The sequence below is a fragment of the Rhodopseudomonas palustris genome (genome assembly GCF_003591005.1).
Classification (GTDB): domain Bacteria; phylum Pseudomonadota; class Alphaproteobacteria; order Rhizobiales; family Xanthobacteraceae; genus Rhodopseudomonas; species Rhodopseudomonas palustris_K.
This window is the reverse complement of sequence record NZ_QYYD01000001.1, coordinates 398,061-414,945: the sequence shown is the minus strand read 5'-3', so window position 1 is coordinate 414,945 and position 16,885 is coordinate 398,061. Positions and strand designations below refer to the sequence as shown.

The window sequence follows — 16,885 nt, the reverse complement described above, 5'->3', positions numbered from 1 at the left end:
CTCCCGTGTCCCGAAACGTTGCCAGACGCTCGGAATACAGAAGAATCAACGCCATGCGCTTTGTCCACTAAAACTAAGCCGGACAGCAGTGGGCTTGTCCCGGCCATCCACGCCTTCTCTGCATTTTCCTTCAGCAAGGCGTGGATGCCCGGCACAAGGCCGGGCATGACGCGTTGAGAAGGAAGTGCCGGACTCTCAAGGCGAATTTCCGTCAGCCTATCGGATGAGGACTCAGCCTTCGGGGAGCGCAGCGCCTCGCTCATCCGAACCGCTTGAATTTGAAATAAACCCTTTATTCATTCGAATACATTAATCGGGGCCGAGAGGTGCCGATCATGAAACTCAATCGCAAGACGCAAACTGACCCCGCGCCCGCGCAAGGCAACCAGAGCGAGGCCACCCGCGCCCGCATGATCGAGGCGGCGATCGGGGTGTTCGGCTCGGTCGGCTTCGACGGTGCCACCACCCGGCAGCTGGCGGAGCGCGCCGGCGTCAATCAGGCCGCCATCCCGTATCATTTCGGCGGCAAGCGCGAGCTCTACCTCGCCGCTGCGGAAGCGATCGCCGACCACATGCACGGCCGGATCGAGCCGCTGATCGCCGAGCTGCGCCAGGCCGGCACCGGTCCGATCGCCAACATTGACGCGGTGGTGATGCGCTTCTTCAAGTTCATCGCCGGCGACGAGCAGCCCGAAGCCTGGACCATGTTCTTCGGTCGCTGTGAGCGCGACGCCGACGACGCCTTTCGCCTCATCTATGATCGCTCGGTCGCGCGGTTTCAGGCCGCCTTGGTGGCGGCCATCGCCACCGCGACCGGCCGGTCGCCGGAAGACGAAGATCTCAAGCTTCGTGTCGCGATCGTCCTCGGCACGATCTCCAATTTCCGCACGCTGCGCAGGGTGATGCTGACCTCGCTCGGCTGGGACTCGCTGGACGCCGAGCGCCAGCGGACCGTCGAAATCGCGGTGAGGCGACTGGCGCTCGCCGAGCTCCTGGGAATCCGAGCGGACGCCCCGCGACAGCCCCGCGCCGCTCCCGACGTGCAGACCGTGACCTTCGGCCGCGACCTCGACGTCGGAGCCTACAACCCGGCCTGATCCCGGCGCAAGCTGGCGTTATGATCTACAGCGTCTCGTCGTCATCGTCCTCGACGCCGCGCTCCGACGGGCCGGAGACGATCTCGTTGCGCAGGCGCTCGAAGCGGCGGCGGGTGCGGCGGTCGCGGTCGTCGATGAAGGCGACCGCTTCGGCGCGCGAGAATGGCCCCGCCGTGATCGGCTGCGAACTGGTGCCGATGGTCTCGTCCACGTAGTAATCGTCGTCCTTCCGGCGCACGCTCCATTTGAACCGCAATGCCTCGAGCGGCCCCGGGCCATAGCGCGTCAACGCATCGAGGTCTTCGCTGCCGTCGTCGCGCAACGCGGTCGGTGCGGCCGGCTCGGGCGTCGTAGTGAAGGTGATTTCGACGATCTCGGTGGTGGCGATCTGCATCGTGGCGATACTGCCAGCCTCGAGCGGCGGCAGCGTCTCGCCATCATGCGCGACGGCCTGTTCCGCAAGTTCGTCCGGCTCGGCTTCCGCCCGCGCCACCTCGTCCAACTCCCCCTCGTCAGCCCCCGTCTCGTCAGCCTCGTGGTTCGACTCCGCGTCGTCACTGGACGCGTAGTCCCGGTCGCGGTCCGTCACGGCAACCTCGTCGACGTCGGCCGCACCGATCTGCTCGCTCTCGACATCGTCGCTCTCGCGCGGCATCTCGTCCGTGGCAGCCGGAGCACCGTCGCCCGAGCGCTTGGCGTCGGGCTTCGCCGGCGTCTCGAAGATGCTGGCGATCATCGCAAGCGCCTGATCGGTCGGATCGTTACCAGTCACGTCGTTATTCCCCCCTCCGCCCGGCGACTACGAGAAAACGGCCAAGCCACCACGTCAACGCCGACCTTGGTCGTTTGTTGCTAAGAATTTGGTCAGAATCGGGATCGCAGAGGAACAAACGCACGAGATGTGAATGCATCGCATGATCATCTTGCGCGAGCCGCGAGCCCTTCACGCGGATTGCGCGCAGGTCTTTGGACGCTATGCGCTTAGCGGGGGCCGCCGCTGCCGCCACGGCCGCTCCTGCTCGAGCTGCGACGCCAGCCGCAGCAGCGTCGCCTCGTCGCCGAACCGCGCGGCGAACATCATGCCGATCGGCAGGCCGCCCGCCGTCCAGGCCAGCGGCACCGACATCGCCGGCTGGCCCGACATGTTGAACAGGCTGGTGCCCGGGATGTAGCGGCGCAGCAGCGGGCTGATGCCGGACAGATCGCGCGCCATGGTGTCGAGTTCGCCGATCTTCAGCGGCGGCAGGCACAGCGTCGGCGACAGAAACACGTCGACGTCCGCGAAGAACTCCGCGAGGGCGCGCGAGATCTGATAGGCCTGCAGCTGCGCCGCGCAGTAATCGATGCCGCTGGCGCGGCTCGCATTGGCGGCGCTGGCGAGCGTCAGCACTTCGAAATCCCGATCGGTCATTTTGCGGCCCAGCGCCTGCTCGGCGAGCCGCACGCTCAGCCCGGTATTGCAGGCCACGATCGCGGCTATCACCTCCGCCGGATCCGCCGGCAGTTTTGGCGCGCGCGGCTCGACATCGTGACCAAGGTTCTCCAGCAGTTTCGCGGTGTCGCGCACTGCGGCGGCGATCTCCGGATCGATCGCGTCGCCATAGGTCGACATTTCCGTGAAAGCGATCCGCAGCCGGCCGGGATCGCGACCGACCTCCTGTGCGAACGGCCGCTCCGGCGGCGGCGCCACGTAGGGGCTGGTCGGCTCCGGACCGTGCAGCGCGTCCAGCATCACCGCACTGTCGCGCACGCTGATACTCACCACATGGCCGCAAGCGAAGCCGCCCCAGCCCTCGCCGCGATCCGGCCCGATCGGATTGCGCGCCCGCGTCGGCTTCAGTCCGAACACGCCGCAGGCCGACGCCGGAATCCGGATCGAGCCGCCGCCGTCGCTGGCATGCGCCACCGGCAGAATACGCGCCGCGACCGCCGCGGCAGCCCCGCCCGACGAGCCGCCGGACGAATGCTCGAGATTCCACGGATTGCGCGTCGGTCCATGCAGCCGCGACTCCGTGGTCGGCATCAGGCCGAATTCCGGGCTTGCGCTCTTGCCGTAGATCGTCAGCCCGGCGGCCAGAAACCGCGACGCCAGCGTGCCGGTGTGCGGGGCGACGAAATCCTTGTAGACGCTGGCGCCGAACGTCGTGCGCGTGCCGGCGAGCAGATCGAGATCCTTTAGAAGAAACGGCACGCCCGTAAACGGCCCTTCCGGCAGCCCGGCTTCGATTTGCTTGCGTGCGTAGTCGTCGTGCCGCACCACGACGGCGTTCAGCTTCGGATCGAGTGCATCCGTCCGCGCGATCGCCTCATCGAGCAGTTCGATGGCGCTGACGTGCTTGCTACGCACCAGCCCGGCGAGGCCCACGCCGTCGTAATTGCCGTACTCTTTGAACGCCATCGTGGCCTCCCTCGTGTCTTCGCTGTCATGACCACCTCACCCCGTCATTGCGAGCGAAGCGAAGCAATCCAGATCTTTGCGGGGTCGCTGGATTGCTTCGTCGCTTCGCTCCTCGCAATGACGGGGCTAGCGCAATCAATCAACAATCATCTCAGCACGTCCCGATTGACGACATTCGCCGCGATCGGATCGCCGTCCAGCGCGCTCAGCATGTTGCGGGCGGTCTGTTCGCCCATGCGGTCGAGCGCTTCGCGGGTGACGCCCGCGACGTGCGGGGCGATGATGACGTTGGGCAGGTCGAACAGCTTGTGGCCGAGCGGCGGCGGTTCGACCTCGAAGACGTCGAGCCCGGCGCCCGCAACCTTGCCTGCCAGCAGCGCCTCGTACAGCGCCTGCTCGACCACGATGCCGCCGCGCGCGGTGTTGATCAGATACGCGGTCGGCTTCATCCTCGAAAGCCGTGCGGCGTCGAACAATCCTGTGGTCTCCGGCGTCTTCGGACAATGCAGGCTGACGAAATCGGCGCGCGGCAGCGCCGCGTCGAGATCGCCGACGGCTTCGCAGCCGGCGGCCTCGATCGCCGCCGCCGGCACGTAGGGATCGTAGACCAGCACGGTCATTTCCATCGCCAGGCAGCGCTTGGCGGTGCGGGTGCCGATGCGGCCGAAGCCGACGATCAGCACGGTCTTGCCGAACAGATCGAACGGCAACAGCCCGAGCCGCGTGGCCCAGGCGCCGGTCTTGACCAGCGCGTGCAACTCGGCGCCGCGCTTGGCCAGCGTCAGCATCATGAACAGCGCCTGCTCGGCGACCGACGGCGAATTCGCGGTGCCGGCGGTCATCAGCGGCACCTTGCGTTTCGACAGCGCCGGCACGTCGATGGCGTCGTAGCCGACGCCGATCCGCGCCACGACCTGCATCTCCTGCGCGGCATCGAGCTCGCGCTCGCCGAACCGGGTCGGTCCGAGCACCACGCCGTGCACCGGCGCATGCGCACGCAACAGCGCGTCGAAATCCTCCGCCGAAATCATGTTGGGGAATTCGATCATGTCAATGTCGCCGCGCTCGGCGAACAGCGCCCTTCCCCGTTGCGACAGCGATTCCGTCACGAGCAGTTTCTTCTTGTTGGACGACATTCCAGCCCCGGCAAATTCCGCCGCGCGGCCGCCGGTGGCGGCCTCACGCAATGAGGCGCGGCTCAGATCACCAGGCCGCTGCCTTCATCGATCAGGTGCATATTGTTGAGATCCACCGCCAAACGCAACATCCCCCCGTCCCGCGCACCGGCATTGGGACTGGCGCGCCCGCACATTTCGCTGCCGTTGAGGTTGAAGTAGATCAGCGTCTCCATGCCCATCGGCTCGGTGACGTCGAGCAGCGCGTCGAATGTCGCGACGCCCGGCGCGAGCTCGCCGCGCGCATCGGTGATGTGCTCGGGGCGGATGCCGAGCTGCAGCTTCTTGTCCTGGGCGAAGCCACGGTAATGCGCGGCGCGCTGCGCCGGCACCGGCATCGCCAGCGTATCCGACAGCCGGATCTGCAGCTGGCCGCCCTTGTCCTCGAGCGTGCACGGAACGAAGTTCATCGCCGGCGAGCCGATGAAGCCGGCAACGAACCGCGTCGCCGGGCGGTGATACAGCTCCGTCGGTGTGCCGACCTGCTCGATACGGCCCTTGTTCATCACCACGACGCGGTCGGCCAGCGTCATCGCCTCGACTTGGTCGTGCGTGACGTAGACCGTGGTGGTCCGCACCTTCTGGTGCACGCGCTTGATCTCGAACCGCATCTGCACGCGCAGCTGCGCGTCGAGATTGGACAGCGGCTCGTCGAACAGAAACACTTTTGGATTGCGCACGATCGCCCGCCCCATCGCGACGCGCTGGCGCTGGCCGCCGGAGAGCTGCTTCGGCTTGCGGTTGATCAGGTCGGTGATGTCCAGCATCCGCGCCGCCTCATCGACGCGCTGCTTGATCTCGGCCTTGGGATATTTCTTCAGCCGCAGGCCGAACGACATATTCTCGGCTACGGTCATGTGCGGATAAAGCGCGTAGTTCTGGAACACCATGGCGATGTCGCGGTCCTTCGGCGGCACGTCGTTGACGACGTCGCCGCCGATCACGATGTCGCCGTCGGAGATGTCCTCCAGCCCTGCGATCATCCGCAGCGTCGTCGACTTGCCGCAACCCGACGGGCCGACGAAGACCACGAACTCCTTGTCGGGGATGTCGAGATCGATGCCGCGCACCGCCTCGACATCGTCGTAACGCTTCACCACCTTGCGCAGATTGACTTCGGCCATCGTGTCACCCTTTCGTTGCGCCGGCGGTGAGCCCCGCGACGTAATAGTCCATCAGGAACGCGTAAATGATCAGCGGCGGCGCGGCGCCGAGCAGCGCGCCGGTCATGATCTGCCCCCAGTTGAACACGTCGCCCTTGATCAGCGTGGTGATGATGCCGACCGGCAGCACCAGTTGGTCGGTCGAGGTGGTGAACACCAGCGGATACAGGAACTGCGCCCACGACACCGTGAAGGCGAAGATCGTCGCCGCGATGATGCCGGGCAGCGCCACCGGGATGAAGATCCGCGTCAGCGTCTGGAACCACGACGCGCCGTCGATCAGCGCCGCCTCGTCGAGCTCCTTCGGAATCGAGGCGAAATAGCCGATCATGATCCAGGTGCAGAACGGCACCGTCAGGGTCGGATAGATGATCAGGAGGACGTACCAGCGGTTGATCAGCGGAATGCCGGTCCAGTCGCCGAACGACGCGAACATCTTGAACAGCGGGATGAACAGCAGCGTGTCGGGCACCAGATAGGTCAGGAACACGCCGGTGGCGAGCGTCGCCGAGCCCCAGAACCGCATCCGCGCCAGCGCGAACGCCGCCGGCACGCTGATCAGCATGGTGATGATGACGACGAAGATCGACACCATCGCCGAGTTGAAGAAGAAGCCCAGGAACTGGTTCGACGTCAGCAGGCCGATGTAATTATCCAGCGTCGGATGGAACACCCACCACGGATTGGTCGCCGCCGAGATCTCCTGGCTGCTCTTGAGCGAGGTGATCAGCATGTAGAGCGGCGGCACCAGCGAGAAGACGGCGAAGATCGTCAGGAAGAAATACGACCATTTCAGCGCCCAGGCGCGGTCCCGGCTCATGCTGCCGTAGCCGGGATTGCGCCGCGGCGCGGCCTTGTCGATCGCGAGCGTGGTCATCAGGCTTCGTTCCCGCGCTTGTGGACATCCCGGAGGATGAAGATCGCCGCCACGCCGAGGATCGGCAGCATGAACAGCGACACCGAGGCGCCGAGCGGGATGTCGCTGCCCTCGATGCCGATCCGGAACGCCCAGGTGGCGAAAATGTGGGTGTGGTCGAGCGGCCCGCCGGCGGTGAGGATGCGGACGATATCGAAATTGGCGAAGGTGACGATCAGCGAGAACAGCGTGGTGATGGCGATGATGTTACGCATCATCGGCAGCGTCACGTACCACAGCTTCTGCCACCAATTGGCGCCGTCGATCGCGGCTGCCTCATAGAGCTGGTCAGGCACCGATTTCAGCGCCGCCAGATACATGATCATGAAGAACGGCGCACCGTACCAGATGTTGACCAGGATCACCGAGAACCGCGCCCAGTTGGCGTCGCCGGTCCACGGGATCGGCCCGAGCCCGAAGAGCCCGAGCGTGTAATTGAACGCGCTGTAGGATGGATCGAACAGCCACAGCCAGGCCAGCGTCGACATCGCCGGCGGGATCACCCACGGCACCAGCAGCATGCCGCGCCATTTGCGCTGGCCCTTGGCCGGCACGTTGTGGACGAAATGCGCGACGATGAAGCCGAGCAGCGCCTTGAACACCACCGCGGTGATGGCGAAGATGCAGCTCTGCTGCACCACCAGCCAGAACGTGTCGCGCTTGAACAGGAACTGGAAATTGCCGAGCCCGACGAAGCGCTGCATCGACTTGTTCAGCGTCGACAGATGAATGGCGTAGAACGCCGGATACACCACCAGCAACCCGATCAGCACGATCAGCGGCAGCGTCATCAGAAACGCGATGGTCGACTTGCGCCTCATCATCACCGCAAGCCCGCCACGCCTCCTCCGCGCCGGCGCGACGGCGGTTCTGGCCGGTTGAAGGGGAATGTCGACCATTGATGGCTCCTGGTCTTGCGCTGTCTCCTGCGAACGACAACCGGCCCCGCCCCGTCATTGCGAGGAGCGAAGCGACGAAGCAATCCAGCTCAGTGCACCGGGCTGGATTGCTTCGCTGCGCTCGCAATGACGGGGAGAGTCTCCCGTCCGCTCAGCTCCGCATGAACCCTTCGCACTCGCCCTCCGCCCAGGCGAGCGTGTCGTTCATCGACGCGCCTTGCGCATACTTCATGCACATCTTGGTCAGCGTCGCCTGCGCGTAGATCTGCTGGGCGATCTTCGGCGGCGCCGGTGACGCGGCGATCGACAGCGTCTGGTGGTTGTTCGGGTTGGGATAGTGATACAGCGTGCCCTTCGGCGGCGCCGCATCGGCCCAGACCTTGAACGTCGTCAGCTTCTCGAACGCCGGCAGATCGTAGCCGCCCGAGGCATTGACCATCTTCTCCACCGCGTCCGGCTGCGACAGCACCACCAGCAGGCTCTTGGCGGCCTCCTTGTTCTTGGAGAACGCCCAGATGTTCCAGAAATACGGCAGAAACGGCGCGTAGCGGCCCTTCGGTCCCTTCGGAAAACCGTGGGTCCACAGCTGCTCGGCGATCTGCGGCGCGTCGCGCTTGGCGACCGCCCACGCGCTCGGCGGATTCATGATCATCGCGCCACGGCCCGACACCAGCCATTTGTTGTTGGAGGCGTCGTCCCAGGCGCCAACGTCGGGCGGCAGGAACGAGATCAGCTTCTTGTAGAACTCCAGCGCCTGCTTGACCTCGTCGCTCTTGACCTTGATGTCGCCCTTGGCGTCGACCAGCTGGGCGCCGAACGCCTGGAAGAACGCGCCCGCGGTGTCTACGCTGTCGGTGGTCTCGCCGAGCCCGATGCCGAACGGGTTGCCGCCCTTGTGACAGGCTTCGGCGGCTTTCAGAAACGCGTCGGTGGTCCAACCGTCCGCCTTGGCCGCCTCGCCCGGCGGATACAGCGCCTGCACGTCGATGTCGGCGAACTTCTTCAACAGGTCGATGCGCGAGCACGGCCCCTTGATCTGGCTGCCGACGCAGGACGGCACGCCCAGCCATTTGCCGCCGGCCTGGCCGAGATACTTCACGGTGCCGTTGACCTCCCCGTTCTGCTTGATCAGCGGCTCCATGATGTCGTTGACCGGCTCCAGCAGATCGGCGTTGGCGTGCGGCCACCAGGTCGGCATCGCCAGAATGTCGTGGCCGGATTTGGCCTGGGCCTCGGCCGCGATGGTCAGGAGGTTCTTGTTGCCCTGGCTCGGAATGTAGTCGATCGAGACCTCGACCTTCTCTTTTTCGGCCCATTGCCGGACGAGCTCTTCGGACGCCTTGTTGGCGCCGGGCACCCAATGATCCCAGAACCCCATCGACAGCTTGCCGGCGGCGTAGGCACCGCGCACATAAGGCGCGGTGATCAGGACGGCCGAGGTGGCGGCGGTGGCGGCGACGAACTGGCGGCGGGTCAGCGTGCGGCGACGCGTCCCTGCGGGACGCTTGGCATCGAACGACATGGCGTTCCTCCCTGGATGGCCAATGCGATGATGGGTCTTTGCAGTGTTGTTATTATTGGTGGCGCGGCTCTCCGGCCGCTCCGATGCCACGGGCGCTTTGCGCTTCGATAAGAATGATCTGATCAGAATTAGTTGCGGCTGTCGAGGACGAGATCGATCAGTTGCGAACGTGATTAGTTCGGTTGGTTGCACAGCAGCGCGCGCAGCGCACAATTGACCCTGATGTTGATCCAATAATCGATGCGCGTCGTCAGCGCCGCACTGCAGCGCACAGGATGCCGGCCGAGCCGGAGCGGCGGGGCTGAATTGCCGCAGCCCTATCTTTACTGCTGCAACGCGGCGAACTGGGCAAAACAGCTCTAGTTGGCGAGGCTTCACTGCTGAACGAGCCGGTCGCACCCCGGCCGGCCCGCAAGCGACATCACTACCTCGGCATGGCCGGAGGCGTCATGCGATCGCCTTTTCCAGAGCGGGCGCACGGCGCGGATCGCCGTTTCCGACGACGGGATCCGGAGGGGCCGCTTTGGCTGCGGCTGGAATTTCATCGACCCGGATGTAGCAAGCTAATAGGAGCAATGGGACGAGCATCGCAATGCCGAAGCAGACCCACGCCGCCGTGGGCACTGCGCCTATCTTAAAGCTGTTATCTGCCAGAAATTGGCCGAGCGAAATGAAGACATTCTCGGCAACAAGCGCCGTTAGCACGTAAGGCGCAAACTGCACGGCGTAAGTCCCATAGACAGACGCAAACACGATCAACAACACCGAGACAGGCTCAAGCGAAGCTCTGCCGAGGCCGTCGCCCGAGAAGCCCCAAAAAATCACCATCACCAGCAATGCGCCGATCAACAGACAAAACGAGTAAGCTACCGCCCACTTGCCGCGCTGATGCGCTGCGACACTGACGTAAGCGAGCACGCAGGCGACGAAGCCGACCTGGCCTGGCAGCGTCTTGGTGTACTGAACCAGCCAGCGCGAAAAGTCGTTGACCGGGCCGTACAGCCATTCCCGCAACTGACCGTCGAAGAAATATTTGAACGGCACGAGGGTGTAGGTGAGATTAGTCAGTCTCGGTGCTAGCCACTCCGCAAAGCTGTGAGCGGGGTCGAAGCCGGATCCCCTACCGAGCAAGTAGGACGCGAAGGGATCATGATTTCCGACCCAGAGCTTGAAGGCGAGCCATGGCGCCATCACCAGGGCGCCGACGATCGCAGCCGGAAGGCAGTAAGCAAGAGCTCCAATCCAGCGTTTCTTGCCGGACGTGGGCGCCGTCACCAAGGCGTATAGTCCGACGGCCGGGATCATCAATGCGCCGACCGGATGGCTCAGCCAGGCCAACGCCGTCAGACCGCCGGCGAGCGCCATCCGGCGCACAATCATCGACGAGATGGCGAGCAACAAAAAATAGGTGGCCAGTAGTTTCGGCCAGGTGAACACCGTGTTGGTCAGCACCACCGGCGCCAAAGCGGCCCAGACGACCGCAAGGACGATCCGCTGTCGATCCCGCGTCAGCACGCTCGCCAGCTGAAAGACGCCGAGCATCACCAGGGCATTCAGCAGCCAGCCGTACACCGAGGCGAGATGTTGCCCTCTGGCTGCGAGCGGCCAATTGCTGGTGGTTGCGGCGGCGTCGAGCTTGGCGCGAGACATCTCCAGCAGCGTCACCAGGCCGAACGGCACCAGAGGGCCACGCGCGGCGACACCCCAGTCGACGAAGTATTGCCGGCTGAACTCTTTGCCATCGTAGCCGTGGCGGAAATACTCCGCCGTGGTGAACGGAATGCCGTTGTCGGGTGGAGACGCGACCATCCGGCCGGGCTGAGACGGGTCGCCGACATATTCCTGAGAGACCGGAAGCGGATTGACGCCGATCGCGACGGCCTGAATGAACACCAGCGTCGTCGCAACCAGCGCTAGTTTCGAGCCGGCTTTCATGTTTTGCCGAACGTCTTTGCGCGCCAATGCCGCCAGTGTCAGTCCGGCCAGGACGACGTAGAAGGTCAGGATACAGACGCGAACCAGCGCTGCGAATGAGCCGTGTGCCTTCCAGGCCAGAACGCCCCACAGCGCGAGCACCACGATCCCGATGACGGGCGAGAACGGGTCGACGATCACGCCGCGCCGGCTCCAGAGATTGATGCAAATCGCTGGCAAGAAGACAATCACGATGACCAGGCAAAGCTGGAGCATCAGCAGAAGGTAATTCGTCATTTGAAATGCCGGATCGTCGCAATCACGGTTGATTATCCGACAGCGCGGATCGCAACAACGACACTTTCGGCGATGATGGGCTCGGAGTTGCCCCGCCGGACTACACGGCCCGCGGCTGCGCCCAGCTTCAGTCTTGCGATCTAGCTTCGCGTCGCCAGCGCCACGCCGCTCAGCACCATCACCAGTGCCGCGATCTGGCTGGCGCCGAGCGGCTCGTGCAGCACGATCGCGGCGGCGACGACGCCGATCACCGGGGTCGCCATGGTGCCGATCGCGGCGACCGAGGCCGGCAGCCGCTGGAGCGCCGCGAACCAGCACAGATAGGCTAGGCAGAACTGGATCAGCGTCAAATAAGCCAGGCCGGCCCAGCCAGTGACGGTGGTCGCGGCGATGTCCGGCACGCTGAACGCCAGCCCGACCGCGGTGACCGGAATGCAGCCGAGCCCGATCTGCCACGCCGCCGAGGTCGCGCCCGGCAGCGCGATCGGGTAGCGCTTGAGGAAGATGGTGCCGAGCGCGAAGCCGACCGCGCCGGTCAGCGCCAGCGCCACGCCGGGCAGCTTCGCGGTGCTCGCCGCAAAGCCGTCCGCCCCCATCAGCGCCACGATGCCGCCGAAGCCGAGCACCAGCGCCAGCGTGCGCTTGACGGTCGGCCGCTCGCCGAGCAGCGGCCAGGCGAGCAGCGCCGTCCACACCGGCATCGAATAGCCGATCACGGCGGTCTCGCCGGCCGGCATCCATAACAGCGCCAGCCCCATCACCACCATCCACAGCGTGACGTTGAAGAACGTCGACACCAGGAGCCGCGGCCACACCGCGGCCGGCACCCGCAGCGCGTCGCCCCTCGCCCACGCATAGAAGAACAGCAGCAGCGAGCCGAGCAGCCCGGGCGCGCCGCGCGCTGGCAGCGGCGGCCATTCCGAGATGACGTATTTGGACACCGGCCAGCTCAGGCCCCAGGCCAGCGAGGTGACGGCGAGCAGGACGAGACCGGTGGTCGCGACGCGCGGGCGCGCGGCGGCGGGAGGCGTGGTGGACATGGGAACACCCGGCAGGATCGACACCCCACCATGCCGGTATCGGCCTCCCGCCACCACCCGAAAATCGCGACCCAGCCCTGCCCCGCCGTGAGTCGGTCTTGGCAACCCCTTCGGGCGAAAAAATACCTGCCCTGTGAACAGCGGGTGCAGCGCCGCTGTGCACCGCGGCGCACGATTTTTCCGCTTCGGAATCCCTCAGGACTCACCGATACTTGGCGGCATCAGGACGCGGCCGGCCCCCCTGTTATCCACCCCATTCCACCATATTTAGTATTTGATTCAGGAACCCGCACTATTGCTTGACGGGTCGGACGGAGTCGCACTACTTTTGGGCCTGTCGCGAGCGGGTGGTTTTGGGTCCGCCGGACAATCCCAGAAGGGTACCGAACCGGCCACCTCCGATCTGCCTAGCGGCACCGGGGTGTGTGCTTATCCGTGCCCGAACCCGACTGTATGGGCGCCAAAACGTGAGCCGCAAAATGGCTCGCAGGACCGCGTGGGGCGTTATTGGGACGAGGCCGTGATCGGCTATGATCGCGGCCGAGGCCCTTCAGAAACTTCAGTGAGCCGGACCACGGCTCGCACGGCGGACGAGGTCTACGGATCCAGTCCGCGACCACCAACTTCGGGCCCCGCGGGGTCCGGCATCGAACGGGGCATCAGATGAAGATCGAGCGGCGCTACACCACGGACGGCCAGTCACCCTATGCGGCGATCCAGTTTCGGCTGACGACGAGCGAGATCCGCAATCCGGACGGCTCGGTGGTGTTCCGCCTCGAGAATGTGGAAGTGCCCGACTCGTGGTCGCAGGTCGCCTCCGACGTGCTGGCCCAGAAGTATTTCCGCAAGGCCGGCGTCGCCGCAAAGCTCAAGAAGGTCGAGGAAGAGACCGTACCGTCGTGGCTGTGGCGCTCGGTGCCCGACACAGACGCGCTCGCCGCGCTGCCCGAGGCCGACCGCTTCACCTCCGAGCATTCCTCCAAGCAGGTGTTCGACCGCCTCGCCGGCTGCTGGACCTATTGGGGCTGGAAGGGCGATTACTTCGCCTCCGAGGACGACGCCCGCGCGTTCTATGACGAGCTGCGCTACATGCTGGCGGCCCAGATGGTCGCGCCGAACTCGCCGCAATGGTTCAACACCGGCCTGCACTGGGCCTACGGCGTCGACGGCCCCGGCCAGGGCCACTATTACGTCGACTACAAGACCGGCAAGCTGACCAAGTCGAAGTCGGCCTACGAGCACCCGCAGCCGCACGCCTGCTTCATCCAGGGCATCGAGGACGACCTCGTCAACGAGGGCGGCATCATGGACCTGTGGGTGCGTGAAGCCCGCCTGTTCAAATACGGCTCCGGCACCGGCTCCAACTTCTCGCGGCTGCGCGGCGAAGGCGAGCGGCTGTCGGGCGGCGGCAAGTCGAGCGGCCTGATGAGCTTCCTGAAGATCGGCGACCGCGCCGCTGGCGCCATCAAGTCGGGCGGCACCACCCGCCGGGCCGCCAAGATGGTGGTGGTCGATGCCGACCATCCGGATATCGAGAACTACATCGACTGGAAGGTGAAGGAGGAGCAGAAGGTCGCCGCCCTCGTCACCGGCTCCAAGCTCAACCAGAAGCACCTCAAGGCGATCCTCAAGGCCTGCGTCAACTGCCAGGGCTCGGGCGACGACTGCTTCGATCCGGAGAAGAACCCCGCGCTGCGCCGCGAGGTCAAGCTGGCGCGCCGCGCGCTGGTGGCCGACGCGATGATCAAGCGCGTCATCCAGTTCGCCAAGCAGGGCTACAAGGAGATCGACTTCCCGGTCTACGACACCGATTGGGACTCTGAGGCCTACCTCACCGTCTCCGGCCAGAACTCCAACAACTCGGTGTCGCTGAAGGACGACTTTTTGCGCGCAGTGGAAACGGATGGGGATTGGCACCTCACCAGCCGCACCGGCAAGAAGGTGATGAAGACGCTGAAGGCGCGCGAGCTGTGGGAGAAGATCGGCTACGCCGCCTGGGCCAGCGCCGATCCGGGCCTGCACTTCAACACCACGATGAACGACTGGCACACCTGCAAGGCGTCCGGCGACATCCGCGCGTCCAATCCGTGCTCGGAATACATGTTCCTCGACGACACCGCCTGCAACCTCGCCTCCGCCAACCTGCTGACGTTCTACGACACCACCACGGCCAAGTTCGATCTCGACGCCTATGAGCATCTGTGCCGGCTGTGGACCGTCGTGCTCGAAATCTCGGTGCTGATGGCGCAGTTCCCGTCCAAGCAGATCGCCGAGCTGTCCTACGAATTCCGCACGCTGGGCCTCGGCTTCGCCAATATCGGCGGCCTGTTGATGACCATGGGCCTTTCCTACGACTCCAAGGAAGGCCGCGCGCTGTGCGGCGCGCTGACCGCGATCATGACCGGCGTGTCGTATGCGACCTCGGCCGAGATGGCCAAGAAGCTCGGCCCGTTCCCCGGCTACAAGAAGAACGCCGCGCATATGCTGCGCGTGATCCGCAACCATCGCCGCGCCGCGCACGGCGAGAGCCGCGGCTACGAGGCGCTGTCGGTCAACCCGGTGCCGCTCGACCACGCCGGCTGCCCGATCCCCGAGGCGATCGCCCACGCCAAGCGCGCCTGGGACCAGGCGCTCGAGCTCGGCGAACTGCACGGCTATCGCAACGCCCAGACCACGGTGGTCGCCCCGACCGGCACCATCGGCCTCGTCATGGATTGCGACACCACCGGCATCGAGCCTGATTTCGCGCTGGTGAAGTTCAAGAAGCTCGCCGGCGGCGGCTATTGGAAGATCATCAACCGCGCCGTCCCGGCCGCGCTGCGCGTGCTCGGCTATCCGGAAAGCCAGATCGCCGAGATCGAGGCCTACGCCGTCGGCCACGGCTCGCTCAGCAACGCCCCGGCCATCAACGTGGCGACGCTGAAGGCCAAGGGCTTCACCGACGAGGCGCTGGCCAAGGTCGAAAAGGCGCTGCCGACCGCCTTCGACATCAAATTCGCCTTCAACAAATGGACGTTTGGCGAAGACTTCCTGAAAGACACGCTGAAGATCGAGGCCGACAAGATCGCCGAGCCGAGCTTCGACCTCCTCGCCGCGCTGGGCTTCACCAAGCGCGAGATCGAGGCCGCCAACATCCACATCTGCGGCGCCATGACGGTCGAAGGCGCGCCGCATCTGAAGCCCGAGCACTACGCGGTGTTCGATTGCGCCAATCCCTGCGGCAAGATCGGCAAGCGCTATCTATCGGTCGAGAGCCACATCCGCATGATGGCCGCGGCGCAGCCGTTCATCTCCGGCGCGATCTCCAAGACCATCAACATGCCGAACGACGCCACGGTGGAGGACTGCAAGTCCGCCTACATGCTGTCGTGGAAGCTGGCGCTGAAGGCCAACGCGCTGTATCGCGACGGCTCAAAACTGTCGCAGCCGCTCAACGCCCAGCTGATCGCCGACGACGACGAGGACGACGACGCGCTCGACGCCTTCCTCGACAAGCCGATGGCGGCCCGCGCCGCCCACGTCTCCGAGAAAGTGGTGGAGCGCCTGGTCGAGCGCATCGTGGTGATGCGCGAGCGCGAGAAGATGCCGGATCGCCGCAAGGGCTACACCCAGAAGGCGGTGGTCGGCGGCCACAAAGTATACTTGCGAACCGGCGAATATGACGACGGCCGCATCGGCGAAATCTTTATCGACATGCACAAGGAGGGTGCCGCCCTCCGGTCGTTCATCAACAATTTCGCGATCGCCGTCTCGCTCGGCCTGCAATACGGCGTGCCGCTCGAGGAATATGTCGACGCCTTCACCTTCACCCGGTTCGAACCCGCCGGCCCGGTGCAGGGCAACGACTCGATCAAATACGCCACCTCGATCCTCGACTACGTGTTCCGCGAGCTGGCGGTGAGCTACATGGGCCGCTACGACCTCGCCCATGTCGACCCGACCGAGACCGCCTTCGACGCCATCGGCAAGGGCGTCGACGAAGGCAAGGCCCCGGAAGGCACCGTCGTCCCCGCCTCGGCGACCAAGTACCTGTCCAAGGGCCTGACCCGCTCGCGCACCGACAATCTGGTGGTGATGCGCAGCGCCCCGGCCGGCACTTCTTCTCCCTCTCCCGCTCTTGCGGGGGAGGGTCGGGGTGGGGGAAGCCCCACAATGGCCCTCGCCTCCCGCATCGGCGACGTCCTCGAAGGCGCCACCGCGCTGAAGCAGGAAGCCGAGCACGACCTGTCACCGACCGAGAAGCTCGAAGCCCTGCAATGGAGCAAGGCCAACACCGCCCAGGCCCAACCCACCGCCACCAAAGCCGAACGCCGCGCCGAGGCGAAGGCTCGGGGCTACGAGGGCGACAGCTGCAGCGAGTGCGGGAATTTCACGCTGGTGCGGAATGGGACTTGTATGAAGTGTGATACGTGCGGCAGCACGACGGGGTGCTCGTAAGGGGGAGCATTTTACGAGAACGTACAG

Annotated in this window: 12 protein-coding genes; 2 read left to right on the top strand and 10 right to left on the bottom strand. The window is 65.2% G+C overall.

Features of this window, described 5'->3' with window-relative positions:
- The coding region (locus D4Q52_RS26620; RefSeq protein ID WP_210210120.1) for a hypothetical protein at positions 1–263 on the bottom strand (263 nt) is incomplete at its 3' end.
- Positions 264–335: 72 nt separating this feature from the next.
- On the opposite strand from D4Q52_RS26620, the gene D4Q52_RS01950 reads away from it, so the two are divergent.
- The gene (locus tag D4Q52_RS01950; protein WP_119854823.1) at positions 336–1,097 is read left to right on the top strand and encodes a CerR family C-terminal domain-containing protein; all 762 of its coding nucleotides are present in this window, start codon (positions 336–338) and stop codon (positions 1,095–1,097) included.
- A 25-nt stretch (positions 1,098–1,122) separates the two neighbouring features.
- On the opposite strand, the gene D4Q52_RS01945 is transcribed toward D4Q52_RS01950, so the two are convergent.
- From D4Q52_RS01945 to D4Q52_RS01905, 9 genes are all read right to left on the bottom strand, one after another.
- The gene (locus D4Q52_RS01945; RefSeq protein ID WP_119854822.1) at positions 1,123–1,869 is read right to left on the bottom strand and encodes a hypothetical protein; all 747 of its coding nucleotides are present in this window, start codon (positions 1,867–1,869) and stop codon (positions 1,123–1,125) included.
- Positions 1,870–2,070: 201 nt separating this feature from the next.
- Positions 2,071–3,495 (bottom strand): amidase, encoded by a 1,425-nt coding sequence (locus D4Q52_RS01940; protein WP_119854821.1) that lies wholly within the window; start codon positions 3,493–3,495, stop codon positions 2,071–2,073.
- A gap of 146 nt (positions 3,496–3,641) precedes the next feature.
- Positions 3,642–4,631, bottom strand: a complete 990-nt coding sequence (locus D4Q52_RS01935; RefSeq protein ID WP_119854869.1) for a hydroxyacid dehydrogenase — start codon at positions 4,629–4,631, stop codon at positions 3,642–3,644.
- A 62-nt stretch (positions 4,632–4,693) separates the two neighbouring features.
- Positions 4,694–5,794 carry an ABC transporter ATP-binding protein gene (locus D4Q52_RS01930; protein WP_119854820.1) on the bottom strand — a complete coding sequence of 367 codons (1,101 nt, stop codon included), beginning with the start codon at positions 5,792–5,794 and terminating at the stop codon, positions 4,694–4,696.
- Between the two features lie 4 nt (positions 5,795–5,798).
- Entirely contained in the window at positions 5,799–6,710 is a 912-nt protein-coding gene (locus D4Q52_RS01925) for a carbohydrate ABC transporter permease (RefSeq protein WP_119854819.1), read from the bottom strand.
- Complete coding sequence (locus tag D4Q52_RS01920) at positions 6,710–7,570, bottom strand: carbohydrate ABC transporter permease (protein WP_425328443.1); 861 nt, start codon at positions 7,568–7,570, stop codon at positions 6,710–6,712. Before D4Q52_RS01920 ends, D4Q52_RS01925 begins: the two co-directional genes overlap by 1 nt.
- Positions 7,571–7,799: 229 nt before the next feature.
- The gene (locus tag D4Q52_RS01915) at positions 7,800–9,170 is read right to left on the bottom strand and encodes an ABC transporter substrate-binding protein (protein WP_119854817.1); all 1,371 of its coding nucleotides are present in this window, start codon (positions 9,168–9,170) and stop codon (positions 7,800–7,802) included.
- 447 nt (positions 9,171–9,617) lie between these two features.
- On the bottom strand, positions 9,618–11,381 hold the full coding sequence (locus D4Q52_RS01910) for a hypothetical protein (protein WP_119854816.1): 1,764 nt from the start codon (positions 11,379–11,381) through the stop codon (positions 9,618–9,620).
- A 140-nt stretch (positions 11,382–11,521) separates the two neighbouring features.
- Complete coding sequence (locus D4Q52_RS01905) at positions 11,522–12,421, bottom strand: DMT family transporter (protein ID WP_119854815.1); 900 nt, start codon at positions 12,419–12,421, stop codon at positions 11,522–11,524.
- A 663-nt stretch (positions 12,422–13,084) separates the two neighbouring features.
- On the opposite strand from D4Q52_RS01905, the gene D4Q52_RS01900 reads away from it, so the two are divergent.
- A complete protein-coding gene (locus D4Q52_RS01900) occupies positions 13,085–16,858 on the top strand; it encodes a vitamin B12-dependent ribonucleotide reductase (protein ID WP_119854814.1) in 3,774 nt (1,257 codons plus the stop codon).
- Positions 16,859–16,885 lie beyond the last annotated feature (27 nt).